The organism is Actinomadura sp. GTD37, from assembly GCF_041951365.1.
Classification (GTDB): domain Bacteria; phylum Actinomycetota; class Actinomycetes; order Streptosporangiales; family Streptosporangiaceae; genus Spirillospora.
Window position 1 is genome coordinate 1,933,465 of record NZ_JBGNUS010000001.1, and the last position, 24,423, is coordinate 1,957,887.

Consider the following 24,423-nt stretch of genomic DNA (forward strand, 5'->3'; position numbering starts at 1 on the left):
CCGCACGAATTAAGGATTTAACAGCAAATTTACGAGCAAAACGCCCACACCCACCGACAGCACCCAAGCAAAAAGCGGACAACGGCAAAGCCGTCCCCCGCCACCTAGAAAAGTGCCCCCTGCAGGATTCGAACCTGCGCACACGGCTCCGGAGGGCGCGTACCTGATCGACCCGGGGAACCCCTCTGACCTGCATGCGGGCGCTCGCTCGCCCTCGTTCCCTGCTCCACCGTTCCGGAAATGTTCCGGATCACGGTCGCTCGGGTCGGTGCCGTCAGCTCGGGAAGTCACTTCCCTAGATCAACGATCACCAGCAACGCCGCTGACCTGCCCTAACGTGCCCTCAACCCCGCTGACGACCGCACGTCCCCATGATCGTCCGCTCCAACGGGCACGCAACGGGCACGCCCTAGTGCGGGCTATGGAAGGAACTTAGGCACTGGACGGCACGTCGGAGTTGACATGCATCCCGGTCGGCAAGTCCGCCAGCGCACATACGCTGCCGTCCTCGCGGGCTACCTGGCGGTTCTGTCCACGCTCGCCGGTTACGCCGATGGCGACACGATGCGAAGCTTCCTAACCGTGCTGCTCGGCCTGACGACCAGCGCGGCTGCTCTTGCACCTGCAGCCTCAAAAAAAGCCCAGTGACGCGCATTATGCAAGTCACACGATGCACCAGATGCCGCGCGGGTCGCTGAAAGCGAAAGCCCTGGGTGCTGCGTAACGGCCGTTCTCCCCCCTCCTCTGGCCCCGACGAGACCTGTCCGGTGGGTGCTCCCGCGCGAACGGCGCGCACCACGTGACAGACAGATGCGCGCGGGAGTGCCCTCCGGGTCGCGGGGGTCCAGGGGGGCGGCGCAGCCCCCCTGGTTCGCGCTCGCTGAGCCAGGATCCCCGTGGGACGATGACGACCGTGATTGACTACCGTGTCTTGCGGTTCAACGAGGTAGTAGCGCAGGGCCGTCACGGCATCGACATCGCATGGATATGGGAGCTGGACCGGGACTTGATCCCGATGCTCTGGCACCTGTTGCCGTACGCCGACACGATGTTCAACAGCTCGCAGGTGCGTGCACTGCTCGTAGAGCTTGACTGCCTGCCCGAGAGTAGCCCCTTGGTCCCCGTGGTGCGGGACGACCTAAAGCGGCTGTGCGAGATCACGAGCCAGAACGGACATAGCCAACTCTGGTTCTTCGGCGACTGAGTCGGGGCGGCGGCGCGCCCCCGTGACGAGCGGGCGGGGCGGGCCGGCGGACGCGTCGCGATGCGCGGCCCGGCGCGGCCGTCCGGTGACCGGCGCCCACGCCGCACGCTCCGGGCGGCCTGGCGCGGGGCCGCGCAGCGGCCTGAGCGCCGCCGCCCCTTGACGGTGAAGACGGGTTGTGGTTCGCACGGATGGATGCGGCGCTACGCCGCTAGCCTGAGCCCCGGTTCCGCGCCGGGGCTCTTTTGTTGGGGGTGACCTGGGCTGATGGCCTCAATACCGTTCCGCGTATGTTCCGGAGACCGTGACAATCGGCGGCCTTCGCTGGCACATGGCTGCATACGCAACAAACCCCGGTGCCGGGCTAAGTGCCTGGTCAACCGGGGTTTTTCGAGATCATCCGAGGTGCCCCCTGCAGGATTCGAACCTGCGCACACGGCTCCGGAGGCCGTTGCTCTATCCCCTGAGCTAAGGGGGCGTTGCGCCCTTGTGGCGGCGCGGTAGAAGGCTACCAGGGTTGGGGGGGTGACGCGCACCTGGGATTTCACCGTGCGTCCGGGGGTGGGAGTGGGCTAACTTCGAGCCGTGACCGAGCCACTGGGACGCGTGCTGGTCGTCGACGATGACGAGGTGATCCGCCAGCTCATCGCCGTGAACCTGCAACTGGAGGGGTTCGAGGTGTCGACCGCGGTGGACGGGCAGGACTGCCTGGAACGGGTCGGCGAGGTCCGGCCGCACGTCATCACGCTGGACGTGATGATGCCCCGGCTGGACGGGTGGGTCACCGCGGTGAAGCTCAGGGAGGACCCTGGGACGGCGCACATCAAGGTCGTGATGATCACCGCGCGGGCGCAGGAGCATGATGTGCGGCGGGGGCACGAGATCGGTGTCGACGCGTACGTGACCAAGCCGTTCGACCCGAATCAGCTGATCCAGACGGTGCGGAAACTCGCTGCGGTGTCCAGATAGTGGTCGGATAGTCTCACCAGGGTGACTCCAGCCGGTGTGAGCGACGCCCTCGTGCGCGCGGTGCGGGACGCCGTGGCCGAGGGTGAGATCGACGTCGCCGTGCCGGAGGGCGTCGTGGTCTTCGGACGGGGGCGCGGGGTCTTCGAGAGTCCGGTGGCGCTGAGGCTCGGGGTCGATCCGCGGGTGATCGCGCGGCGGGTCGGCGGTGTCGTCGCCGGCGGGTTCGTCAGGGTCGTCCTGACGGCGGAGGAGCTGGTGGACGGCATCCTGCGTGATTCCCGTTACGGGGTCGCGCGCGTGCCCGGGGGCGTGTGGAGCGAGTGGCCCCGGACGTTCGAGAATCCTGGGTTCTCGGTGCGTTATGCCTACGCGCGGGCGTGCTGGGTGGAGCGGTGGGCGTGCGGGCTTCCGTCCGGACCGCTCCAGGCGGGGGAGCTGGAGTCCGAGCTCGTGTGGGCGTTGGGGGACGTGCCGGGGCGGGCCGAGCAGGCGGAGCGGGAACGGGATGCCAGGCCGCTGATGTTCTGTTTGGAGAAGGTGGCCGGGGCGTACCACGACGTGCACGAGCGCTGTCCCGCCCTGCCGATGGGCGATGAGGAGCCCGGGGCGGTGCATGCGGGACGGGTGGGCTTGGCGCGGGCCGTGAAGGTCGTCCTCGGCAACGGGCTGAACGTGATCGGTGAAATTCCTAGAGAGCGGATATGAGTCGAGTACATCCTGCTGGGCCGAGGCACGCCGATGTGCTGCCGGAGGACCATCCTGCCGGGCCGGCGGACGATCTGAACGCGCTGGAGCCCGCGGTGTGGCCGCGCGGTGCGCGGCGGGACGACGGTGTCATGACGGTCGGCGGCGTCGACGTCAGGGACCTGGCCGAGGAGTACGGGACGCCTCTGTACGTCTATGACGAGGAGGACGTGCGGAGCCGGGCCAGGGAGTATGTGGCGGCGTTCCATGACGGGGACGTCCATTACGCGGGCAAGGCGTTCCTCTGTACGGCCGTCGCCAAGTGGCTCAAGGAGGAAGGGCTCGGGCTGGACGTGTGCAGCGGGGGTGAGCTTGCTGTTGCCCTGGCGGCCGAGTTCCCTACCGAGCGCATCACCCTGCACGGCAGTAACAAGGCGACCTGGGAGCTGGAGAAGGCTCTCGAGGTCGGCGTCGGGCGGATCGTGCTGGATTCGTTCGAGGAGATAGCGCGACTGGGGTATCTCGCCCAGAAGATGGGTGTCCGGCCCAAGGTGATGGTGCGCGTCACCACGGGTGTGGAGGCGCACACCCACGAGTTCATCGCGACCGCCCACGACGACCAGAAGTTCGGGTTCTCGCGGAGTTCGGGCGCCGCGCTGGAGGCCGTCCGGAGGGTTCTGGAGCTCAAGCAGCTCGAACTCGTGGGGCTGCACAGCCACATCGGGTCGCAGATCTTCGAGGTGGACGGGTTCGAGGTCGCCGCGCACCGGCTGGCGGAGCTGCTGGTCGCGATCCGCGACGAGCACGGGGTGCAGCTTCCCGAGCTCGACCTCGGGGGCGGCTACGGGATCGCCTACCTGCCGGGGGAGGAGCCGCACGACCCCAAGTCGATCGCGGACGGCCTCCGGGACATCGTGGCCCGCGAGTGCCGGGCGTACGACCTGGCGATGCCGCGGCTGACCGTGGAACCGGGACGGGCGATCATCGGTCCGGGCGGCGTCACGGTGTACGAGGTCGGCACGGTGAAGGACGTCGAGGGCCTGCGCACGTACGTGTCGGTGGACGGCGGCATGAGCGACAACCTGCGCACCGCGCTGTACGGCGCCGAGTACACCGGCGTGCTCGCGAGCCGGTCGTCCGACGCATCGCCCATGCTCAGTAGGCTTGTCGGCAAGCACTGCGAAAGCGGCGACATCGTGGTGCGGGACCTCTGGTTCCCCGAAGATATTGCGGCGGGCGACCTGGTGGCGGTGGCGGCGACCGGTGCGTACTGTCGGTCGATGGCCAGCAACTACAACTTCGTCCCGAAGCCCGCCGTGGTGGCGGTGCGGGACGGCAGGTCGCGCGTGATCGTCCGGCGGGAGAGCCCCGAGGACCTGCTGCGGCTCGATGCGGAGGTCGAAGCGTGAAACCCGGACTGCGCGTGGCGCTGCTCGGATGCGGTGTGGTCGGCACGGAGGTCGTCCGGCTGCTGATCGAGCAGGCGGACGATCTGGCCGCGCGCGTCGGGACGCCGCTGGAGCTGGCCGGGATCGCCGTCCGCAGGCCCGACCGGGTGCGCGAGGGCGTCCCCCGGGAGCTGCTGACGACGGACGCGCAGGCGCTCGTGACCAGGGACGACGTCGACATCGTCATCGAGGTCATCGGCGGCATCGAGCCGGCCAGGACGCTGATGCTGGAGGCGATGAAGTCCGGCAAGTCGGTGATCACGGCGAACAAGGCGCTGCTGGCCGAGGACGGCGCGACGCTGTTCGCCGCGGCCCGGGAGTACGGCGCCGACCTGTACTACGAGGCGTCCGTGGCGGGCGCGATCCCGCTGCTCCGGCCCCTCAGGGACTCGCTCGTCGGCGACCACGTGCACCGGGTGCTCGGCATAGTGAACGGCACCACGAACTACATCCTCGACCAGATGGACACGCACGGCGCCGGTTTCAACGACGCCTTGGAAGAGGCGCAGGCGCTGGGCTACGCGGAGGCCGATCCCACGGCCGACGTGGAGGGTTTCGACGCGGCGGCCAAGGCGGCGATCCTGGCGCAGCTCGCCTTCCACACGCCCGTCACGGCCGCGGACGTCCATCGTGAGGGCATCACAGACGTGAGTGCCGCCGATGTGGCGGGCGCCAAGGGGATGGACTGCGTCGTCAAGCTTCTCGCCATCTGCGAGCGCGTCCCCTCGGAGGACGGGCGAAAGGGCCGCGGCGTGTCCGTTCGCGTGTATCCGGCGATGATTCCGAGGTCGCACCCGCTCGCGAGCGTCCGCGAGGCGTACAACGCGGTGTTCGTCGAGGCCGAGTCCGCCGGATCCCTGATGTTCTACGGCGCGGGCGCCGGTGGCGCGCCGACGGCGTCCGCCATCCTCGGCGACCTCGTCGCGGTGGCACGGAACGTCGCCGGCGGTACGCCGGGCCCCGTCGAGGTCACGTATGCGAAGCTCCCCGTCCTGCCGATGGGCGAGACGGTCACGCGCTACTACATCCAGGTGGACGTGACGGACGAGGCGGGCGTCCTCGCCACGGTCGCCGAAGAGTTCGCCAGGCACGGTGTGTCGATCCAGGCCGTCCGGCAGGTGGGGCTCGGCGAGGAGGCGCAGCTCGTGGTCGTGACGCACCGGGCCCCGGACGCCGCCTTGACCGCGACGGTCGAAGGTCTGCGCGGGCTGGAGATCGTCCGGGCGGTGACGAGCGTGATGCGCGTCGAGGGCGACGAATAAGTCCGTAGATAAGCCCACCGGGGAGCGAAGCGGAGGGACCGGCCCCGGTAGACTCCGGGCAACATCCCAGGTCATTCAGGGAGACCGACGTGAACCCCAACGCCCGCGCGTGGCGTGGCCTCATCGAGGAGTACCGCGACCGCCTTCCGGTGACGGAGCGGACGCCGGTCGTCACGCTTCTGGAGGGCGGCACCCCGCTGGTGCCCGCTCACCGGCTGTCCCAGCTGACCGGCTGCGAGGTGCACCTCAAGGTCGAGGGCGCCAACCCGACCGGTTCGTTCAAGGACCGCGGCATGACGATGGCGATCAGCAAGGCCGCCGAGGACGGCGCGAAGGCGGTGATCTGCGCGTCCACCGGCAACACCTCGGCGTCCGCCGCCGCCTACGCGGTACGGGCCGGGATGACCTGCGCGGTCCTCGTCCCGAACGGCAAGATCGCGATGGGCAAGCTGGCGCAGGCGCTGGTGCACGGCGCGCGCCTGCTCCAGGTGGACGGCAACTTCGACGACTGCCTCGAACTGGCGCGGAAACTGTCGGTCGACTATCCGGTGGCGCTCGTCAACTCGGTCAACAAGTACCGGCTGCAGGGCCAGAAGACGGCCGCGTTCGAGATCGTGGACGCGCTCGGCGACGCCCCCGACGTCCACTGCCTGCCCGTCGGCAACGCCGGCAACATCTCCGCGTACTGGATGGGCTACAAGGAGTACGCCGCCGACGGCGAGGCGTCGCGGACCCCGCGCATGCTGGGCTTCCAGGCCAGTGGCGCGGCGCCGTTCGTGAAGGGCGAGCCCGTCCTGAAGCCGCAGACCATCGCGACCGCGATCCGCATCGGCAACCCCGCGTCGTGGGATCTGGCCGTCGCGGCGCGGGACGATTCCGGCGGCGCGATCGACTCCGTCACCGACCGGCAGATCCTCGCGGCCTACCGGCTCCTCGCCAGGGAGGAGGGCGTCTTCGTCGAGCCCGCCTCCGCGGCGAGCGTCGCCGGCCTCTTGCAGGCGAGCGAGCAGGGCGTGGTCGGGCAGGGCTCCCGGGTCGTCTGCACGGTGACGGGCAACGGCCTCAAGGACCCCGACTGGGCCATCTCCGGCGCGCCCGCGCCGACCACCATCAAGGTCGACGCGCACTCCGCCGCCTCCGAACTCGGCCTCACCTAGGCGTGGCGCCGACAAGAACCGCCTGGACCGAGGGCCCGGTGCTGGTGCGGACGCCCGCGACCAGCGCCAACCTCGGCCCCGGCTTCGACTCGCTCGGCCTCGCGCTCGGCCTCGCCGACGACGTCGAGGTCGAGATGACCGGCGACGGGGTGTCCATCGAGGTGGACGGCGAGGGCGCCGAGGTCGCCGACCGGGGCGAGCGGCATCTCATCGTGAAGGTGCTGCACCGCACGTTCGACGTCCTGGATGACCTGGCCGGATCCGGTCCTGCCCGGCCGCCGGGGGTCCGGCTGCGCTGCCGCAACAGGATCCCGCACAGCCGCGGGCTCGGCTCGTCGTCCGCGGCGATCGTCGCGGGGATCGTCGCGGCGCGCGCGCTGCACCCCGCCGGGGAACTGCTCGGCGACGGCGCCGCGCTGGGCCTCGCCACCGAGATCGAGGGGCATCCCGACAACGTCGCGCCGTGCCTCGCGGGCGGCCTGACCGTCGCGTGGACGACGCCGCGCGGCCCGCGTCTCGTCCGGCTGGAGTCGCAGGTCACGCAGGTCGTCGCGATCGTCCCGGAGCAGCGGCTGGCGACCGAGCGGGCCCGCGGGCTGCTGCCCGCGACCGTCCCGCACGGCGACGCCGCGGCCAACGCCGGACGCGCCGCGCTGCTCGTCGCGGCGCTCACGGCGGGCCTGGACGACGTCCTGCTGGACGCGACCGAGGACCGCCTCCACCAGGACTACCGCGCGCCCGCCATGCCCGATTCCGCCGCCCTGGTCAAGGCGCTGCGGGACGCGGGCGTGCCGGCCGTGATATCCGGGGCGGGGCCGACTGTCCTGGCCTTCACAAACGCATCACGGGTTGATTCAGTGGTTCCCGAAGTGGGTAAAGGGTGGCACATACACCCGTTGGACGTCGCGACCCGCGGCGCTCGCGTCATGACCGGAGAATCCGAGGTCCGGGCCTGATCGCGGCGTCACGGGCGGGGCCCTCGTGCCGCTCCGGCCGGTGCCGGCCGCGGCCCGATCCCGCTAGGTAAAATGCGAAGACATCGACCTCTGGGGAATAGCAGTGTGCCCTGGTGATGTTAGGCTGAATGCCGCACCAGATGCCCCGTTCGGGGCAGCGTGCTCGTCAGCCGCGCGTCGCCTGTTCGACCCTCCGGTCGTCTCGGTCCCGCGTACCAGGCTCCCCGACACCGTGACATCCCGTTGTCAGGCATTCCAGCGCAACAACTTCGGACGTGACGGTACCGGGGACACGCACGAGCGGAACGTCCCGTCCACCATCTGGCTGTGCCCAGAACACGCAGATCCCGGTTCCATCGTGATCAGCGGAGCCCGTCCCGGCGCCCCCGCCGGGCCGCACCACCGGGTCGACTGGCCGAACGCCGGCCAACGCCCGCTCCCTGGGAAGGACCCTTAGTGAGCGAATCCAGCGAACTCCTTACGGACGCATCAAGCACGGGAACCGTGTCCGACGCCGCTCCGGCCGGCGCGGAGCCCGCCTCCCCCCGGCGCCGCCGCTCGGGCACCGGCCTGTCGGCCATGGTGCTGCCCGAACTCAAGGCGCTCGCGTCCAGCCTCGGCATCACCGGCGTGACCGGGATGCGCAAGAGCCAGCTCATCGCCGCCATTCAGGACAAGCAGGGCGGCGGGCAGGAGCAGGGCTCGGCGGGGGGCGAGCAGGGAGCCGCTGCCCCGAAGGCCGAGCGCCCCCGGCGGACGCGCACCGCGGCCGCCAAGCGCGAGGTCTCCGACGACCAGGTCGCCATCGCCGACGCCGCGCCCGCCGCCGAGCAGGCCGCGCCGTCCGGCAAGCAGGCCGAGAAGCCGGCCGACACGGCCGACCCCGGCGCGGACAAGAGCGCCGAGAAGCCGGCCGACAAGCCGGAGAAGGCCGAGCGGGCGGACCGGCAGGGCGGCCGCCAGCGCGGTGACAGGCAGGACCGGGGGGCCGGCGAGGGACGCGGCGAGCGTCAGGGCCGCGAGCAGGGCCGTGAGCAGGGCCGCGAGCAGGGCCGCGAGCAGGGCCGCGACCAGAACGCCGAGGACGGCGAGTCCCAGGGCGGACGCGACGGCGGACGCGAGCAGGGCCGCGACGGGCGCGAGGGCGGCGGACGCCAGCGGCAGCGCGGCGGCCGGGAGCGCGGCGAGGGCCGCGACCGGGGCGAGCGCGGTGAGCGCGGTGAGCGCGGCGACCGGGGTGAGCGCGGCGACAGGAACGACCGCGGCGACCGCGGCGACCAGGGCGGTGGCCGGCAGCGCGGCCAGAGCCAGGGCGGCGGCGGCCAGCACGACGATGACGACGGCAGCGGCCGGGGCCGGCGCGGGCGCCGGTTCCGCGAGCGCAACCGGGGCCGCGGCAGCGGCCGCGAGCGCTACGAGGAGCCGGTGCTCAGCGAGGACGACGTCCTCATCCCGGTCGCGGGCATCCTCGACATCCTCGACAACTACGCGTTCGTGCGGACGACCGGCTACCTGCCGGGCCCGAACGACGTGTACGTGTCGCTGGCGCAGGTCCGCAAGAACGGCCTCCGCAAGGGCGACGTCATCACCGGCGCCGTCCGGCAGGCGCGCGAGGGCGAGCGGCGCGAGAAGTTCAACGCGCTGGTCCGCCTCGACACCGTCAACGGGATGGAGCCCGACCAGGCCAAGGGCCGCGTCGACTTCTCCAAGCTGACCCCGCTGTACCCGCAGGAGCGGCTGCGGCTGGAGACCGACCCGGGCATCCTGACCACGCGGATCATCGACCTGGTGTCGCCGATCGGCAAGGGCCAGCGCGGCCTGATCGTGTCGCCGCCGAAGGCCGGCAAGACCATGGTGCTCCAGGCGATCGCGAACGCGATCACCAAGAACAACCCGGAGTGCCACCTGATGGTCGTCCTGGTGGACGAGCGTCCGGAAGAGGTCACCGACATGCAGCGGACGGTGAAGGGCGAGGTCATCCACTCGACCTTCGACCGTCCCGCCGAGGACCACACCACGGTCGCCGAGCTGGCGATCGAGCGGGCGAAGCGGCTCGTCGAGCTGGGCCACGACGTCGTCGTGCTGCTCGACTCGATCACCCGCCTGGGCCGGGCCTACAACCTGGCGGCGCCGGCGTCCGGCCGGATCCTGTCCGGTGGCGTCGACTCGACCGCGCTGTACCCGCCGAAGCGGTTCTTCGGCGCGGCGCGCAACATCGAGAACGGCGGCTCGCTGACGATCCTCGCCACCGCGCTGGTGGAGACCGGGTCCCGCATGGACGAGGTCATCTTCGAGGAGTTCAAGGGCACCGGCAACATGGAGCTGAAGCTCAACCGGAGCCTGGCCGACAAGCGGATCTTCCCGGCGGTGGACGTCGACCAGTCGTCCACCCGCAAGGAGGAGATCCTCATGGCTCCGGAGGAGCTGCGGGTGGTCTGGCAGCTGCGCCGGGTGCTGCACGCGCTCGACACGCAGCAGGCGCTGGAGCTCCTCATCGAGAAGATGAAGGAGACCAAGTCCAACGCCGAGTTCCTGCTCCAGGTGCAGAAGACCACGGTCTCCGACGACCGCTGAGGGCCGCGGAACGGCCGCTGAACGACCGTTGAGCGATCTCTGAAGCACCGCGCGACGCCCCCGTCCGGGAGACCGGGCGGGGGCGTCGCGCGTCCCCGCGAGGCCCGCACCCAGGCCGATGGTGGGGTTAGCCCCACCCCCGATCCGGCGGAGCGCGTCATGGTCGCGGCGTCCCCGGCCCGGCACGCTGGGACTCGTAGGCTGGAACGGGCACGGAGGGCGATGTGGGCGAGCTGAGCAGAGAGACCGGTGGCGGCGCCGTTGGACGGGCCGCGACGCGATGGGCCGCGGCGACGCGCGGCGGCGGGGACGCGCCGTCCGTCCTGAACCGCTCCTGGGCGCCGCTCGCGATGGCGAGGTCGTCGCTCACCTGGCGCTCCGCGCTCTACCTCGCCGTGAGCGCGGCGTTCGGCCTCGGCTGGTTCGTCGTGCTGGCCGTCGGGCTGACGCTGTCCCTCGGACTGCTGATCATCTGGGTCGGGGTGCCGCTGCTGGCGATGCTGATGGTCGCGTGGCGGTTCGGCGCGATGCTGGAGCGGCGGTTCGTCCGGCTCGCGTTCGGCGTCGCCGTCCCCGACCCGTACCGGCCGCCGCCGGAGCGCCGCAACCCGCTGTCCAAGCTGAAGGGCATGGCGACCGACGCGGCCACCTGGAAGGACCTCGCCTACCTCTTCGCCCTGTTCCCGGTCACGCTGGTCGAGTTCGCCGTGTCGGCGGCGGTCTGGGGCACGACGGTGACGACGCTGTTCCTGCCGGTGTTCGTCGCGGCGAACGGCGGCGGCGTCGAGATCAGCTTCGGGGTCGTCTCGTACTGGGCGGGCAACCCGCTGGAGGCCGTCCCGGTGATGGCCCTCGGGCTGGTGTTCCTCACCCTGGCGATGTACGTGACGCGGGCGATGGCGGTCGGGCACGCGGTGTTCGCCGCGCTGCTGCTCGGCCCGAGCCCCGCGCACGCCGAGAACGTCGAGCTGCGCAGGCGCACCGAGCACCTGCGGGCCAGCCGCGCCCGCGGGGTGGACGCGGCCGAGTTCGAGCGCCGCCGCATCGAGCGCGACCTGCACGACGGCGCGCAGCAGCGGCTGCTGGCCGTGGCGATGGACATCGGGCGCGCCCGCGCCAAGCTCGACGACGACCCGGAGGGCGCGCGGGCGCTGATCGAGCAGGCCCACACCGGCACCAAGGAGGCGATCAGCGAGCTGCGCGACCTGGCCCGCGGGATCTACCCGGCGATCCTCACCGACCGCGGCCTGGACCCGGCGCTGTCGGGCCTCGCCGGACGCGCCCCGGTGCCCGTCGAGGTGGAGGTCGACCTGCCGGAGCGTCCGCCCGCCGCGGTGGAGAGCATCGCCTACTTCATCGTCGCGGAGTCGCTGGCGAACGTCGCGAAGTACGCCCGCGCGACGCAGGTGTCGGTCCGGGTCGCCCGCGAGGACCGCTGGGTGGTCGTCGAGATCATCGACAACGGCGCCGGCGGCGCGGTCGCCCGGCCCGGGGGCGGGCTCGCCGGCCTCGCCGACCGGGCCGCGACGATCGACGGGATGCTCATCGTGGACAGCCCGCCCGGCGGTCCCACCATCGTCCGCGCGGATCTCCCCTGCACCTGGTGACCCCGCCACCGGCGGCGACCGCACGCTCATGGCTCGGCCCGCGCGTCCGCGGGCCGGGCCGCGGGCACGATAATGGGCCGATGCGTGTTGTGATCGCCGAGGACTCGGTACTGCTGCGGGAAGGGCTCGTCCGGCTGCTCGGCGACGCCGGGATCGAGACGGCCGCCACCGTGGGGGACGGGCCGGGGCTGCTCGGCATCGTCGAGGAGCACGCCCCCGACCTCGCGATCGTGGACGTCCGGATGCCGCCGTCGTTCACCGACGAGGGGCTCCGCGCGGCGCTCGCCGTGCGGGAGCGCAGGCCGGGGACGCCGATCCTCGTCCTGTCGCAGTACGTGGAGGAGCGGTACGCGACCGACCTCATCGGCGGCGGCGCCGAGGGCGTCGGCTACCTGCTGAAGGAGCGGGTGGCGGACGTCGCCGAGTTCATCGACGCGGTCCGCCGCATCGCGGCGGGCGGCACGGTCATCGACCCGGAGGTGATCGGCCAGCTGCTGGGCCGCCGCCGCACCGGCGACCCGCTGGAGTCGCTGACGCCGCGCGAGCGCGAGGTGCTCGGGCTGATGGCGCAGGGGCGCTCGAACGGGGCCATCGCCCAGGACCTCGTCGTCACCGAGGGCGCCGTGGAGAAGCACATCTCGAACATCTTCATGAAGCTGGGCCTCCAGCCCGCGCAGGGCGGGCACCGCCGCGTCATGGCCGTGCTGGCGTACCTGGGCCGCGCGGGCGGGTGACGGCCGGCCGCCCCGTCCAAGATCGGGAATGACCGGTGACCTCGCCACGTTCAGGTATCTGGCACACTTGAGGTGCAACCGCTGCGGTACCGGTTCACGCTTCCCACATCCACCATGGGCTTCACCATGGACGCGTGGGGACGCCCGGCGACCGCCCGAAGCGAGGAGAACCATGAAGCCCGACATTCACCCGAACTACACTGTCACGACCGTGACGTGCACGTGCGGCAACACCTTCGAGACCCGCAGCACCGCCGAGAACGGTGTGATCCACGCGGACGTCTGCTCGAACTGCCACCCGTTCTACACGGGCAAGCAGAAGATCCTCGACACCGGTGGCCGGGTGGCGCGCTTCGAGCAGCGCTTCGGCAAGAAGAAGGCCGACAAGTAGGAACGGCGCCGCACACATACCAGGAACGGCCCGGGGACGCTCGAGGTCCCCGGGCCTTTCGAAGTCGGCGAACCGGAGGCCGTCTCCGGGCCGGGACGGGTCAGGACACAGCGTGAATCTCGACGATCTGATCAGCGAATACGCGGGCATCGAGGAACGCCTCGCCGACCCGTCCGTCCATGCCGACCAGGTCCTGGCGCGCAAGCTCGGCAAGCGCTACGCGGAGCTGCGCCCCATCGTCGAGACGCACCGCGAGATGGCGTCCACGCAGGACGACCTCGCCGCCGCGCGCGAGCTCGCCGGCGAGGACGCGGCGTTCGCCGCCGAGGCCGAGGAGCTGGAGAAGCGCCGCGAGAGCCTTGAGGAGCGCCTGCGGCGGCTGCTCGTCCCGCGCGACCCGAGCGACTCCAAGGACGTCATCCTCCAGGTGAAGGCGGGGGAGGGCGGCGAGGAGTCCGCGCTCTTCGCCGGCGACCTGCTGCGGATGTACCTCCGGTACGCCGAGCGCGTCGGCTGGAAGACCGAGGTCATCGACTCCCACCCGTCCGATCTCGGCGGGTACAAGGACGTCACCGTCGCCGTGAAGGCCAGGGGCTCCGCCGGAGAGGGCGCCTGGACGCGCCTGAAGTACGAGGGCGGCGTGCACCGCGTGCAGCGGGTGCCCGCGACCGAGTCGCAGGGCCGCATCCACACCAGCGCGGTCGGCGTGCTCGTGACGCCCGAGGCCGAGGACGTCGACGTCCAGGTCGAACCGAACGACCTGCGCATCGACGTGTACCGGTCGTCGGGGCCGGGCGGGCAGAGCGTCAACACGACCGACTCCGCGGTCCGCATCACGCACCTGCCGACCGGCGTCGTCGTCTCCTGCCAGAACGAGAAGAGCCAGCTCCAGAACAAGGAGCAGGCGCTGCGCATCCTGCGGTCGCGGCTGCTGGCGATGGCGCAGGAGGAGGCCGACGCGGCGGCGTCGGCCGAGCGCAAGAGCCAGGTCCGCACTGTGGACCGCTCCGAGCGGGTGCGCACCTACAACTATCCGGAGAACCGGATCTCCGACCACCGCGTCGGCTACAAGGCCTACAACCTCGACCAGGTGCTGGACGGAGACCTCCACAACGTCACGCAGGCGCTCGTCGACGCCGACATGGAACGCCGCCTGGCTGAAGCTCAAAAATCATGAGCGGAGCGAACCGGGGGGTGTGGGGGGTCGTCCCCCCTCGAAAGGCAGCGGCCATGAGCGGAGCGAATCGGGGGGTGCGGGGGGTCGTCCCCCCTCGAAAGGCAGCGGCCATGAGCGGAGCGAATCGGGGGGCGCGGGGGCTCGTCCCCCCTCGAAGGGCACGATCATGAATCTGCTGCTCGACGAGATCGCGAGGGCCACCGCCCGCCTCGCCGACGCGGGCGCGGCCTCGCCCCGCGCCGACGCCGAGGAGCTCGCGGCGGCCGTGCACCAGGTGCGGCGCTCGGAGCTGCACGGCGTCCCCGACAGCGCGTTCGACGCCCGGTTCTGGGAGTTCGTGGCGCGCCGCGAGGCGGGGGAGCCGCTGCAGCACATCACCGGCCGCGCGTACTTCCGCTACCTGGAGCTGAAGGTCGGGCCCGGCGTGTTCGTCCCGCGCCCGGAGACCGAGGTCATGGCCGGCTGGGCGCTGGAGACGCTCCGCGACATGGACGTCCGCGATCCCCTGGTCGTCGACCTCGGCACCGGCTCGGCGGCGATCGCGCTGTCCATCGCCCTGGAGGCCCCGCGCGCCCGCGTGCACGCCGTCGAGAAGGACCCGACCGCGTTCGTGCACGCGACCCGCAACATCGAGGAGCTGGACGAGCGGGGCCGCGTCCGGCTCCACCTCGACGACTTCGGGGCCGCGCTGCCCGAGCTGGACGGCACCGTCGACCTGGTCGTCAGCAATCCGCCCTACATCCCGATGAGCGAGTGGGAGTACGTGCCGCCGGACGTCCGCGACCACGACCCGGCGGACGCGCTGTGGGGCGGCGGCGACGACGGCCTGGACGCGATCCGCGTCGTCGAGCGCACCGCGCGCCGGCTGCTGCGTCCGGGCGGCTACGTGGCCGTCGAGCACAGTGACCTGCAAGGGAACGGCGTTTACTGGATCTTCGCGGAGGAGAACGGCTGGCGCGACGTCCGCAACCGCCGCGATCTGACGAACCGCGACCGCTTCGTGACCGCCCGCCTCGCTGCCGAGTAGTCCCGCCGCGTGGGAAACTGGGTCCGTGAGCCGACGTTATGACTGCTCCGAGCCGATGGAGCGCACCCGCGGGATCGCCGAGGCCGTGTCGGCAGTACGGCGCGGCGAGCTGATCGTCCTGCCGACCGACACCGTCTACGGGGTGGGCGCGGACGCGTTCACGCCGCCTGCCGTGACGGCGCTGCTGGACGCGAAGGGACGCGGCCGGGAGATGCCCCCGCCGGTCCTGGTCGGGTCCGTGCGCGCCGCGACCGCCCTCGTGGAGGATCTCGGCACCTACGGGCAGGACCTCATCGACGAGTTCTGGCCGGGCGCGCTGACGCTCGTGTGCCGCGCGAATCCGAACCTCATGTGGGACTTGGGCGAGACCAAGGGCACCGTCGCCGTCCGGATGCCGATGCATGAGCTGGCGGTCGAACTCCTCAAGGAGACGGGTCCGCTGGCCGTCAGCAGCGCGAACCTGAGCGGGCAGCAGGCCGCCCGCAACGTCGACGAGGCCGAGAAGATGCTCGGCGACACGGTCGCGGTCTACCTGGACGGCGGCGTGTCGGGGCACGCCGACCCGTCGACGATCATCGATCTGACCGGTCCCGTCCCGCGCCTGCTGCGCGCCGGCGCCGTCCCCGAGGACAAGATCCGCTCCGTGGTGGGCGTCCTCCTCACCGACGAGGACGAGCCGGACGAACCCGACGCGGCGGGCGAGCCGGACGCGTCCGCGAAGGCCACCGCCGCCGCGGAGTCGGCGGTGCTCTCGCTCACCAAGGAGCAGAACCCCGGAGCGCCGGACGCGCCCGCAGAGCCCGTCTCCGACGAGCCACCGGCGAAGCCCTCCCTCACCAAGGGCGAGTCCGCGGGAACGCGCGACACACCTGCTGAGGGCCCTGCCGACACCGCTGAGCCCGCCACCGACCCGCCCCCAGACCCGGCGGCCGGCCGGTAGTCCTCCCCGAAGGGAGGCCGGGCGCCTCCACGGGGAGAACGGCAGACCTTGTCGGTGTGTCAGCTCCAGCGATTCGCGCACTTGGTGCTGCGCCAGTTCCGCACGCAGGCCTTGAACCAGTACTTGCTGCCCTTCGTGCTGTCCCCCCAGCTCTCCTTTTTGCCGGGTTTGCTGTTGTCAATCCAGTCGTGGTAAGGCGTGCGCGCCACCCCGCGAACGTTGACGACGTGGATCTTCACGCCGGCGCGCCTGCTGTCACCCTTGGTGTCGTACATCATCCCCGACACCTTGATGTTCTTGCCGCTCCAGCAGATCTTGCCGGTGACCTTGGCGCCGGTGATCGTGCTCGTCGCGGTGCGGCAGCGCCATGCGCTCTGCCCCAGAGGAGCCGAGGCCGCCGGCGCGGCCTTGGCGGCGGTCGTCGTTGTGGTGCCGGCGGAGGCCGCGGGCACGCCGGCCACAAGGGTGCCCGTGAGTGCCGCGCCCAGGAGCCCGGCTGCGACCGGGACGGTGATGCTGCGCATCGATGCCACCTCTTTCCGGAGGGTTCGGTTCTTCCGCTGTATGCCATCAACGGGCCGTCTCAAGGCCGCCTCTCGGACGCCTCCCGGACGTCGTTACCGCCGTCTCCGAGGAACCGCTGACCACGGCGCGCGAGATCTGTCGAAATTCTGGTCGGAGGCGAGCAGCAGACGGCCGTCCTCGCGCATCAACAGGGCATGCATGGTGATCAAAGTGCCGAGCTGGCGGACGCCGCCGGGCTCGGGCTGCTTACGTCCTTCCGCTGTCGGCTGGACGGGCGGGACGTCCCGCTATCCCGGGCGCTATGCCGGCTCGTCGTCACGGTGGCACTGGAATCCGGGGGGGTGGGACGCGGTTCCCTGCAAGGCAGGCTGTGGCCGGACGCGGCGCCGGCCGAGGCGGCCAAGCGGCTGAGGCAGGCGTTATGGCGGGTCCGCCGGGAGACCGGCGCACGGATCCTGACCGTGACCCCGGTACATGTCGGGCTGGCGGCCGACGTGGAGGTCGACCTCCACCGGGGCGAACGCCTCGCCCGTCGGATCACCGGGGCGGCAGGTCCGGACGGCGTCCTCTCCCGCGACGTCCCGCCGGAACGCCCCGCCCTGGATGCGAAGGACGTGGGGCTCCTGGGCGGTGTACTGCTTCCGTGCTGGCCAGACGGCGACGTGCGCGCCGCGGGCGACCGCTGGGACCGGCTGCGGTTGCTCGCCCTGGAGCGACTAGCCGAGCACGCGCTGGCGTCTGGCGACACGATGGGCGCGATCGAGTTGGCCGAGGCGGCCGCGCGGGTCGACGGCCTCGCCGAAACCTCGTACCGGATCACCGCCGCGGCCCATTTGGCAAGGGCGGACCACGTGAGTGCCTGGCGGGTCTACACCCGCTACCGGAGGCTGCTCGGCGAGGAGATGAGACTCGAACCCAGCCCCGGCTTCCGCGATCTCGTGGAACGACCTAGAAGGAGAACGCTGGCCTCGTGACGCCGCTCCGCGACTTTGTCCTTAACTGGCCGTCAGGTACTCGGTGCTTCCTGCGGGCCCGGCCGGAGGGGCCGGTTAGGATCGCGGTCCGTGGTCGTCCCCCAGACCCGCGACCTCGTCGCGCTGTACATGGAGCATCAACTCGGTCTCGTGCGGATGGCTGTCCTGTTGGTCGGGGACGAGGCCACCGCCGAGGATGTTGTGCAGGACGTCTTCCTGCGCATGCAGGAGAGGTGCCCGCGGCTGGACGACGAGGACAAGCTGCTCGCCTACGTCCGTGCCGCGGTGCTGAATGGTTGCCGCATGGCGCTCCGGCGGCGCAGGACGATCTGGCGGTACTCGCAGCCGCATGAGCCGCCGGTCTGGTCGGCCGAGTCCGCGGCCATGCTCAGTGAGGAGCGCCGGGCGGTCATGCGGGCCCTGGACCGGCTGCCGCGCCGGCAGCGCGAGGCCGTGGTGCTGCGCTACTACCTCGATCTCACCGACGACGAGGTCTCGGCCGCCATGGGCATCCGTCAGGGAACGGTGCGGTCCACGATGGCCAGGGCGCTCGCCGCGCTGGCTCGCGAGCTGGGGGAGGAGGCGCGATGAGCGGCATCGAGGACCGCCTGCGTGACGCTCTGTATGCAGTGGTGGACACGGTGGACGCGGAGAAGCCGAGGCCCTTCCCCGTACGCCGGGGGCGGCGGCCAGCTCGGCCGGGGCGGTTGGTAATCCCGGTCTGCGCGGTCTTGGCCGTCCTCGCGCTGGTCGCGGGCCTGCTGGGCATCCGGAAGATGGTCGACGAGCCCGATCGGCGCCTTCAGAAGATCCCCACGATGCCCCGGTTCGTTTTCGCGAGTTACCTGGCCGTGGATGGGCGCCCGTCCCGCGTGGAGGTCCGCGACTCGCGCACCGGCCGCCTCCTCGACAGCGAGGCCGCGCCGAAGGGCACGAGCTATTTGGACCTCGCCGCCTCTGGCGACGGCCGCACGCTCTTCCTCCTTGTGACGGAACGCGGGCACTGCGCGAGCACCGTCCGCCGCTTCACCGTGACCGAGGCCGGGCGGTTCGCGGGCCGGTGGCGGGTGCCCGGTCCGGCGATGCCCGGCACGCCGGTCGGGGACGGGTCCCTCGCGGTCACCGCGGACGGCCGCAGGCTGGCCTACAGCGTCGAGTCATGCGCACCGGATCCGGGTTTCCTGCAGATGAGCGTAGGGTCGAGAATCGGCGTAATCGATGTCGGCAGCGGCGCGCGTACGGAGTGGCGGGAGTCGCAGAGCGCCGCGGATGAAATGCTCTCCTGGTCGGGCAAGGGTGACTCTCTGTTCTTTGTGCGGTCACGCTACAAGAAAACATCCCAGGGAGACTTGACGACGGTCCAGGAGTTGCGCGCGCTTCGAGTGGTGCGTTCGACAGAGACGCGGTCGGTCAAGGCGAGCACGTGTCTTCGCGTCCTCTCCACACCGCACGTTTTCGAGGGCGCGGTGGCCATGCCCGACGGCCGATCGGCCCTGGTGATCGAGGGAACCGAACAGCTTACGGGTACGGCGTCCGAGGAGGACTCTACGGCGTCGCCCGCGCCCGGCGGCGGAGGGCTCGATCTGGTGGAGATATCCGCCGTCGATGGACGCACGCTGGGGTCGGTGCTGCGCCCGGCCACCCGCTTCGCCGGGCAGAGGCTGATGAAGGGCGACATGTCCGGCCGGTATCTGATTACTGGCTACGGCATGGTCGAGTTGGGGCGGAACAGGCCGGCGGTCCGATTCAAGAGCGTTTCAGGGTTCTACGATCTGGACTGGTGACGGTGCTCACCGAAACGGCCGGGGAAGAGCACGAAGGCCCCGCCGGGCCGGGCGGGGCCTGTGTCGACAGGCGTGACGACGGGCTTAGAACAGCTTCTTGCCCTTGCCGTAGAGGTACTTGCCGGTCTTCTTGTTCCGGCCGCACTCCTGCACCCACAGGTGGCTGCTGTAGCTGGAGCTGACGCTGATCTTGACCTTGGCGACGCCGTCGTAGTTGTACTTCGTGCCACCGGACGTCACGCCGATGATCTTGAAGCGGGACCAGTACTTCTGGTTCCCCTCGGTGAACAGGAACCGGACGCAGGCCGTCCAGCCGTTCTTCTTGGTGTCGCGAAGGTAGCCCTTCACGTAGGTCTTGCCGCCACTGCGGGAGTAGGTGCCCCAGGCGTCGATGCCGCTGTAGGAGTTGTAGGGCTTCCAGCCCGTGGCGGCCTCGGCGGGGGCGCCCACGGCGGCCATCCCGGCCATCAGGGTGCCGGCGGTCAGGGCGACTGCAGCGATTCGCCGCATTAGTCCCTCCAGGCTCGTGTGTTGGGGGTTAGCAGGCGATAACTTAGCAGTGTCCGCAAGGTCACCTTTATGGCGGGCTTACAGGCTGACCAGGGCCGGACGATGTTCGCGGTCCCGCGAACCGAGCGGAGTCCGGCCGCGTCCAAGGGTCCAGGAAGCCGTTCGCCCCGGGCGCGGCGGGCCCTCGGCCGCGTTACACCGGCACGATCATGGCAACAGGTGAAACCATGCCTGACGTGCGTGGCCGTGACCGGAGGCCCGCGATCTTCGCGGGCGTCCTGCTGCTGACCCTCGTGCTCATGCCGTCCGCCCCCGCCGCGGGCGCCGAGCCCGCCCCCGGTGGCACGCCGGCCGGCAGGCCGGCGCCGGGCGTGTCCGGGGCCGTCCCGCCGCCCGCGCAGGCGGCCGGGGAGGGCATCGCGACCTACGACGTCGTGCTGACCATCGGCGTCGACGGCGTCCTGTACGTCCGGGAGACGATCACCTACGACTTCGACCGGTCCGGCGAGCACGGGATCGTCCGGCGCGTGCCGTTCCGCCGCGGCGACCGGGTCTTCGAGGTGCGGAACGTGCGGGCCAGCTCGTCCACCGGCGCGCCGGCGCGGGCCCGGATGACGCGGTTCCTGCGCGACGTGCGGATCAGCGTCGGCGACCGGCGCCGCGAGGTCCGCGGACGGCAGGCGTACGTGATCGAGTACGAGGTGGGCCGGGCGTTCACCCCGCGCCCCGACCACGACGAGCTGGTGTGGGACGCGATCGGGACGGCCTGGAGCGTCCCGATCGGGAGCGCGGCGGTGCGGGTCGAGGCGCCGGTCCCGCTGCGGTACGCGACCTGCCGGGCGGGCGCGCCGGGCGCGACGGTCCGGTGCCCGCGCGACCGCGACGGCCCGTACGCCGTGGACTTCATCCAGAACGCGCTCGCCCCGCACGAGGGCATGAAGATCGGTGTCCGGCTGCCCAAGCACGCGATCGCCGTCGCCCCGCCCCGGTACGTCCCGCCGCGCTGGACGGGCGGCTGGCCGGGCACCGCAGTGCTCGCCGCCGCCCTCGGCGCGGTGGCGCTGGCCGCCCGGCGCCCGGCGCCGCGGCGGCGGGCCGGCGCGGCGCTGATCGCGGCCGGTGCGCTGCTGGTCGCCGCCGACGCGGGGGGCGAGGTCGCGGCCAGCGGGCCGTGGGCGTTCTCGCTGGGCGACCGGTGCCTGGCCGGCCTCGCGCTGCTGATCGCCGGCGCCGGGATCGTGTGCGCGCACCGCGCCCCGCCCGTCCCGGGCGGCGCCGAGGGCCGCGCTCCGCGATGAACCGCGCTCCGCGATGAACCGCGCGGCGGGATCGGGAGCGAGCGCGCGCCCGGTCGGTCTACAGTTGGTCGGTCGCGGTGCGAACACTCGACCCCGGCCGATCGTCCAACCATGAGGACCGGTCCAGCGGCCGGGGCGGGTGGACGGCGCGCCGGGCGGGTAACACGGAACCGGCGATCGGTGAAGGGAGGCGCGGGGAGTGCGGGAATACCTGCTCACGATCCTTGTCGCCGCCCTCGTCGCCTACCTGCTGACCCCGTCGGTGCGCCGGTTCGCCGTCTGGTTCGGGGCGCAGGCCGTCCCGCGCGAGCGCGACGTGCACGTCATCCCGACGCCCCGGCTGGGCGGTCTCGCGATGTTCGGCGGGATGGTGGCGGCGCTGGTGGTCGCGACCGGGCTGCCGGAGATGCGCAAGGTCCTCGACGACGGGGACATCAGCGTCGCGAAGGCGCTGCTGCTGTCGGGCGGGCTGATCGTCCTGATCGGCGTCGCCGACGACCGCTGGGAGGTGGACGCGCTCACCAAGTTCGCCGGGCAGGTCGCGGCCGCCGGGATCTTCATCATGCAGGGCATCCAGATCTACGTGATCCCGCTGCCGACGGGCGAGTCGCTGTCGCTGCCGCCCGCCTACGGGGTGCCGCTGACCGTCTTCGTCGTCGTCGCGACGATCAACGCGGTGAACTTCATCGACGGCCTGGACGGCCTCGCCGCAGGCGTCGTCGGGATCGCCGCGCTGGCGCTGTTCTCCTACGCCTACCTGCTGTCGCGGACGAACGGGCTGACCACGCTGACCGGCGCGACGCTGATCGCCGCCGTCCTGTTCGGGATGTGCGCGGGCTTCCTGCCGCACAACTTCAGCCCGGCCAAGATCTTCATGGGCGACACCGGCTCGATGCTGATCGGGCTGCTGCTCAGCGCGTCCACGATCATGCTGACCGGGCAGTTCGACCCGGCCATCCTCGCCAACGGGCTGTTCCCGTTCTTCGTCCCGGTGCTGCTGATCCCGGCGGTGGCGGCGGTCCCGTTCATGGACATGCTGCTCGCCGTGTGGCGGCGGACGAACCAGGGCAGGTCGCCCTTCTCGCCGGACAAGCAGCACCTGCACCACCGGCTGCTGCAACTCGGCCACTCCACCCGCCGCGCCGTGCTGATCATGTACTTCTGGGTCGGGCTGCTGGCCTCCGGCCTGGTCGGGCTGGCGCTGTTCGACGCCGCGTGGATCACCCTCGGGATCACGCTGCTGATCGCGACGGCCGGCGTCCTGCTGATGATCCGCAAGCCCCGCCGCAAGCAGCCCGGCGCCGATCCGGGCGCCGGCGACCAGCCCGCGCAGCGTCCCCCGATGCGCGTCTGAGCTGCACTTCTCCCGCCGGGCCCGGAATGGTCGCGGACGGCCGGCGCGGACGCGCCGATCCGGGCAATGCACAGGGTGAGCTGGGCTAAAGTCCAGGTGAGCGTTACCGGAGGTCGCCTCCCGGGCCCTGAACGCGCATTACCTCTAGGGTAATTGTGGACATACCGGACGCTTGTGATACCTTTCACGAACAACAGACGACCACTGAACGTGACCAGCCGGAGCCCTCATGCAAACCTCCGACGCCCGGATGTTCCGCGGCGCCGCGATCCCGACCTCGGTGGTCGGGGTGGGCGCCGTTCTGATCGGCCTGCTGACCGCCGGCGCCAAGGGCGCCCTGGCGGCGGCACTGGCCGCCGTCGTGGTGATCGCCTTCTTCTCCGTCAGCGCGCTGGTGGTCTCCTGGGCCGCCAAGTACTCCGCGCAGACGATGATGCTGGCCGCGCTGGCGAGCTACATGGTGAAGATCCTCGCGGTGATGGTGCTGGTCACGACGATGGACGGGGTCTCCCTCTGGAACACCACCGTCTTCGGCTGGACGGTCATCGGCCTCGCGCTGATCTGGATCGCCGCCGAGTTCCGCGTCGTCCTGCAGCGGAGGCCCTACATTGACGAACCCGAGAACGTCCTGGACCGGAGCCCGTGATGCAGGCCCCGCACACGGCGCCTGTCCCCGAGGACTACTCCAATATGACCACCGCACGGGTGGCCTGCTATCGTCCGGAGCGCGATGAGCGAGCAGAAACCCCGGCCGGAGGACGGCCAGCGGGAATTCGCCGACGTCGCCTGGTCCGTGCCCAGCTACCTTCTCTCCGGGATGCTCATCTGGGGCGGACTCGGGTGGCTGCTGTCCAAGTGGACGCACCAGACCTGGCTGATGCCCATCGGCCTGGTCATCGGTGCCGGGCTCGCCGTCTACCTGGTCTACCTGAAGTACGGTCGCGACTCCTCCTGAGCGGCCCCGCCGCCGAGGAAGCCTTCGTGAAACATCAACACATTGATGAAGGGAACGCCGCGTGAACGCGCAGACGGTCCTCGCCTCCGGGGGAGATGAGTTCAAAGCCCCGGGCCCGGAGCTGTTCGACTTCCCGCCCCTGTTCGCCGGCGGCCCGGAGTGGCTTACCAAACCCGTCGTCTTCGCGGTCGTCGGCGCGCTGGTGACCTGCCTCCTGTTCTGGATCGCGTTCGCCAAGCCGAAGCTCGTGCCGCGCGGCATGCAGAACGTCGGCGAGATCGGCTACATGTTCGTGCGGGACGAGATCGCCCGCCCGTTCCTCGGCAAGAACACCGACCGGTGGATGCCGATGCTGATGTCGCTGTTCTTCCTCATCTGGTTCTGGAACATCTTCGCGGTCATCCCGATCATCCAGTTCCCGATCGCCTCGCACATCGCGTTCCCGATCGTCCTGGCGGTCTTCGTCTACGTCGTGAAGGTCTACCTGGGGTTCAAGCACCAGGGCCCGGTGAAGTACTTCACGAACATGATCCCCAAGGGCCTGCCGCTGCCGGTCTACTTCCTGCTGGTGCCGATCGAGTACCTCTCGACGTTCATCCTGGCCCCCTTCACCCACGCGGTGCGGCTCTTCGCCAACATGTTCGCCGGCCACACGATCCTGGCCTTCTTCAGCCTCGTCGGCTTCTGGTTCCTGTTCGAGAAGCCCACCGCGCTCGGCTTCGGCGTCGGCATCGTGGGCGTGATCGTCACGATCCTGCTGACCGCCCTGGAACTGCTGATCCAGTTCCTGCAGGCCTTCCTGTTCGCCATGCTCGCCGCCATGTACATCCAGAGCGGCTTGGAAGCCGAACACTAAGCCCCCCGGGGCGGCGGCGTCCGGCGCCGGGCCCTCC

At 71.0% G+C, this 24,423-nt stretch carries 24 protein-coding genes and 1 tRNA gene; 22 read left to right on the forward strand and 3 right to left on the reverse strand.

Annotated features, from left to right (window positions below; translation table 11 throughout):
* Positions 1 to 904 precede the first annotated feature (904 nt).
* Positions 905 to 1,204, forward strand: a complete 300-nt coding sequence (locus tag ACA511_RS09245) for a hypothetical protein (RefSeq protein ID WP_375023647.1) — start codon at positions 905 to 907, stop codon at positions 1,202 to 1,204.
* A 406-nt stretch (positions 1,205 to 1,610) separates the two neighbouring features.
* Here ACA511_RS09245 and ACA511_RS09250 read toward each other — a convergent pair.
* A tRNA-Arg gene (locus ACA511_RS09250) sits at positions 1,611 to 1,682 on the reverse strand.
* Positions 1,683 to 1,810: 128 nt separating this feature from the next.
* On the opposite strand from ACA511_RS09250, the gene ACA511_RS09255 reads away from it, so the two are divergent.
* The 13 genes from ACA511_RS09255 (at position 1,811) to ACA511_RS09315 (ending at position 16,130) form a co-directional block, all read left to right on the forward strand.
* On the forward strand, positions 1,811 to 2,173 hold the full coding sequence (locus ACA511_RS09255) for a response regulator transcription factor (RefSeq protein ID WP_375024719.1): 363 nt from the start codon (positions 1,811 to 1,813) through the stop codon (positions 2,171 to 2,173).
* Positions 2,174 to 2,209: 36 nt separating this feature from the next.
* Entirely contained in the window at positions 2,210 to 2,878 is a 669-nt protein-coding gene (locus ACA511_RS09260; protein ID WP_375023648.1) for a DALR anticodon-binding domain-containing protein, read from the forward strand.
* The gene (gene lysA / locus ACA511_RS09265; RefSeq protein WP_375023649.1) at positions 2,875 to 4,266 is read left to right on the forward strand and encodes a diaminopimelate decarboxylase; all 1,392 of its coding nucleotides are present in this window, start codon (positions 2,875 to 2,877) and stop codon (positions 4,264 to 4,266) included. Before ACA511_RS09260 ends, lysA begins: the two co-directional genes overlap by 4 nt.
* Positions 4,263 to 5,567, forward strand: a complete 1,305-nt coding sequence (locus ACA511_RS09270) for a homoserine dehydrogenase (protein WP_375023650.1) — start codon at positions 4,263 to 4,265, stop codon at positions 5,565 to 5,567. Before lysA ends, ACA511_RS09270 begins: the two co-directional genes overlap by 4 nt.
* A gap of 89 nt (positions 5,568 to 5,656) precedes the next feature.
* A complete protein-coding gene (gene thrC, locus ACA511_RS09275; RefSeq protein ID WP_375023651.1) occupies positions 5,657 to 6,724 on the forward strand; it encodes a threonine synthase in 1,068 nt (355 codons plus the stop codon).
* Positions 6,725 to 6,726: 2 nt separating this feature from the next.
* Positions 6,727 to 7,680 (forward strand): homoserine kinase, encoded by a 954-nt coding sequence (thrB, locus tag ACA511_RS09280; RefSeq protein ID WP_375023652.1) that lies wholly within the window; start codon positions 6,727 to 6,729, stop codon positions 7,678 to 7,680.
* Between the two features lie 456 nt (positions 7,681 to 8,136).
* The gene (rho, locus tag ACA511_RS09285; protein WP_375023653.1) at positions 8,137 to 10,254 is read left to right on the forward strand and encodes a transcription termination factor Rho; all 2,118 of its coding nucleotides are present in this window, start codon (positions 8,137 to 8,139) and stop codon (positions 10,252 to 10,254) included.
* Positions 10,255 to 10,478: 224 nt separating this feature from the next.
* Entirely contained in the window at positions 10,479 to 11,861 is a 1,383-nt protein-coding gene (locus tag ACA511_RS09290) for a sensor histidine kinase (RefSeq protein ID WP_375023654.1), read from the forward strand.
* An 80-nt stretch (positions 11,862 to 11,941) separates the two neighbouring features.
* Positions 11,942 to 12,595, forward strand: a complete 654-nt coding sequence (locus ACA511_RS09295; protein ID WP_375023655.1) for a response regulator — start codon at positions 11,942 to 11,944, stop codon at positions 12,593 to 12,595.
* A gap of 172 nt (positions 12,596 to 12,767) precedes the next feature.
* Positions 12,768 to 12,986: a 50S ribosomal protein L31 gene (gene rpmE / locus ACA511_RS09300; RefSeq protein ID WP_375023656.1), complete on the forward strand. Its 219-nt coding sequence runs from the start codon at positions 12,768 to 12,770 to the stop codon at positions 12,984 to 12,986.
* Positions 12,987 to 13,098: 112 nt separating this feature from the next.
* Entirely contained in the window at positions 13,099 to 14,163 is a 1,065-nt protein-coding gene (gene prfA, locus ACA511_RS09305) for a peptide chain release factor 1 (protein WP_375023657.1), read from the forward strand.
* A 166-nt stretch (positions 14,164 to 14,329) separates the two neighbouring features.
* Positions 14,330 to 15,190: a peptide chain release factor N(5)-glutamine methyltransferase gene (prmC, locus tag ACA511_RS09310; protein WP_375023658.1), complete on the forward strand. Its 861-nt coding sequence runs from the start codon at positions 14,330 to 14,332 to the stop codon at positions 15,188 to 15,190.
* A 25-nt stretch (positions 15,191 to 15,215) separates the two neighbouring features.
* Entirely contained in the window at positions 15,216 to 16,130 is a 915-nt protein-coding gene (locus ACA511_RS09315; protein ID WP_375023659.1) for an L-threonylcarbamoyladenylate synthase, read from the forward strand.
* Between the two features lie 59 nt (positions 16,131 to 16,189).
* On the opposite strand, the gene ACA511_RS09320 is transcribed toward ACA511_RS09315, so the two are convergent.
* Entirely contained in the window at positions 16,190 to 16,654 is a 465-nt protein-coding gene (locus ACA511_RS09320; protein ID WP_375023660.1) for a hypothetical protein, read from the reverse strand.
* Positions 16,655 to 16,996: 342 nt separating this feature from the next.
* Between ACA511_RS09320 and ACA511_RS09325 the strand changes: the two genes are divergently transcribed.
* The 3 genes from ACA511_RS09325 (at position 16,997) to ACA511_RS09335 (ending at position 19,413) form a co-directional block, all read left to right on the forward strand.
* A complete protein-coding gene (locus ACA511_RS09325; protein ID WP_375023661.1) occupies positions 16,997 to 17,629 on the forward strand; it encodes a BTAD domain-containing putative transcriptional regulator in 633 nt (210 codons plus the stop codon).
* A gap of 90 nt (positions 17,630 to 17,719) precedes the next feature.
* Positions 17,720 to 18,220 (forward strand): RNA polymerase sigma factor, encoded by a 501-nt coding sequence (locus tag ACA511_RS09330; protein WP_375023662.1) that lies wholly within the window; start codon positions 17,720 to 17,722, stop codon positions 18,218 to 18,220.
* Positions 18,217 to 19,413, forward strand: a complete 1,197-nt coding sequence (locus ACA511_RS09335) for a hypothetical protein (RefSeq protein ID WP_375023663.1) — start codon at positions 18,217 to 18,219, stop codon at positions 19,411 to 19,413. The genes ACA511_RS09330 and ACA511_RS09335 overlap by 4 nt, the downstream gene beginning before the upstream one ends.
* Positions 19,414 to 19,497: 84 nt before the next feature.
* Here the strand turns inward: ACA511_RS09335 and ACA511_RS09340 are convergent, their stop codons facing one another.
* A complete protein-coding gene (locus tag ACA511_RS09340) occupies positions 19,498 to 19,923 on the reverse strand; it encodes a hypothetical protein (RefSeq protein WP_375023664.1) in 426 nt (141 codons plus the stop codon).
* Between the two features lie 227 nt (positions 19,924 to 20,150).
* Between ACA511_RS09340 and ACA511_RS09345 the strand changes: the two genes are divergently transcribed.
* From ACA511_RS09345 to atpB, 5 genes are all read left to right on the forward strand, one after another.
* Positions 20,151 to 21,221: a DUF2207 domain-containing protein gene (locus ACA511_RS09345; RefSeq protein ID WP_375023665.1), complete on the forward strand. Its 1,071-nt coding sequence runs from the start codon at positions 20,151 to 20,153 to the stop codon at positions 21,219 to 21,221.
* Between the two features lie 199 nt (positions 21,222 to 21,420).
* A complete protein-coding gene (locus ACA511_RS09350; RefSeq protein WP_375023666.1) occupies positions 21,421 to 22,575 on the forward strand; it encodes an MraY family glycosyltransferase in 1,155 nt (384 codons plus the stop codon).
* A gap of 229 nt (positions 22,576 to 22,804) precedes the next feature.
* The gene (locus ACA511_RS09355; protein WP_375023667.1) at positions 22,805 to 23,221 is read left to right on the forward strand and encodes a hypothetical protein; all 417 of its coding nucleotides are present in this window, start codon (positions 22,805 to 22,807) and stop codon (positions 23,219 to 23,221) included.
* An 84-nt stretch (positions 23,222 to 23,305) separates the two neighbouring features.
* Positions 23,306 to 23,530, forward strand: coding sequence for a hypothetical protein (locus ACA511_RS09360; RefSeq protein ID WP_375023668.1), 225 nt, complete (start codon positions 23,306 to 23,308; stop codon positions 23,528 to 23,530).
* Between the two features lie 61 nt (positions 23,531 to 23,591).
* Positions 23,592 to 24,386 (forward strand): F0F1 ATP synthase subunit A, encoded by a 795-nt coding sequence (atpB, locus tag ACA511_RS09365; protein WP_375023669.1) that lies wholly within the window; start codon positions 23,592 to 23,594, stop codon positions 24,384 to 24,386.
* The last annotated feature ends 37 nt before the right edge of the window (positions 24,387 to 24,423 follow it).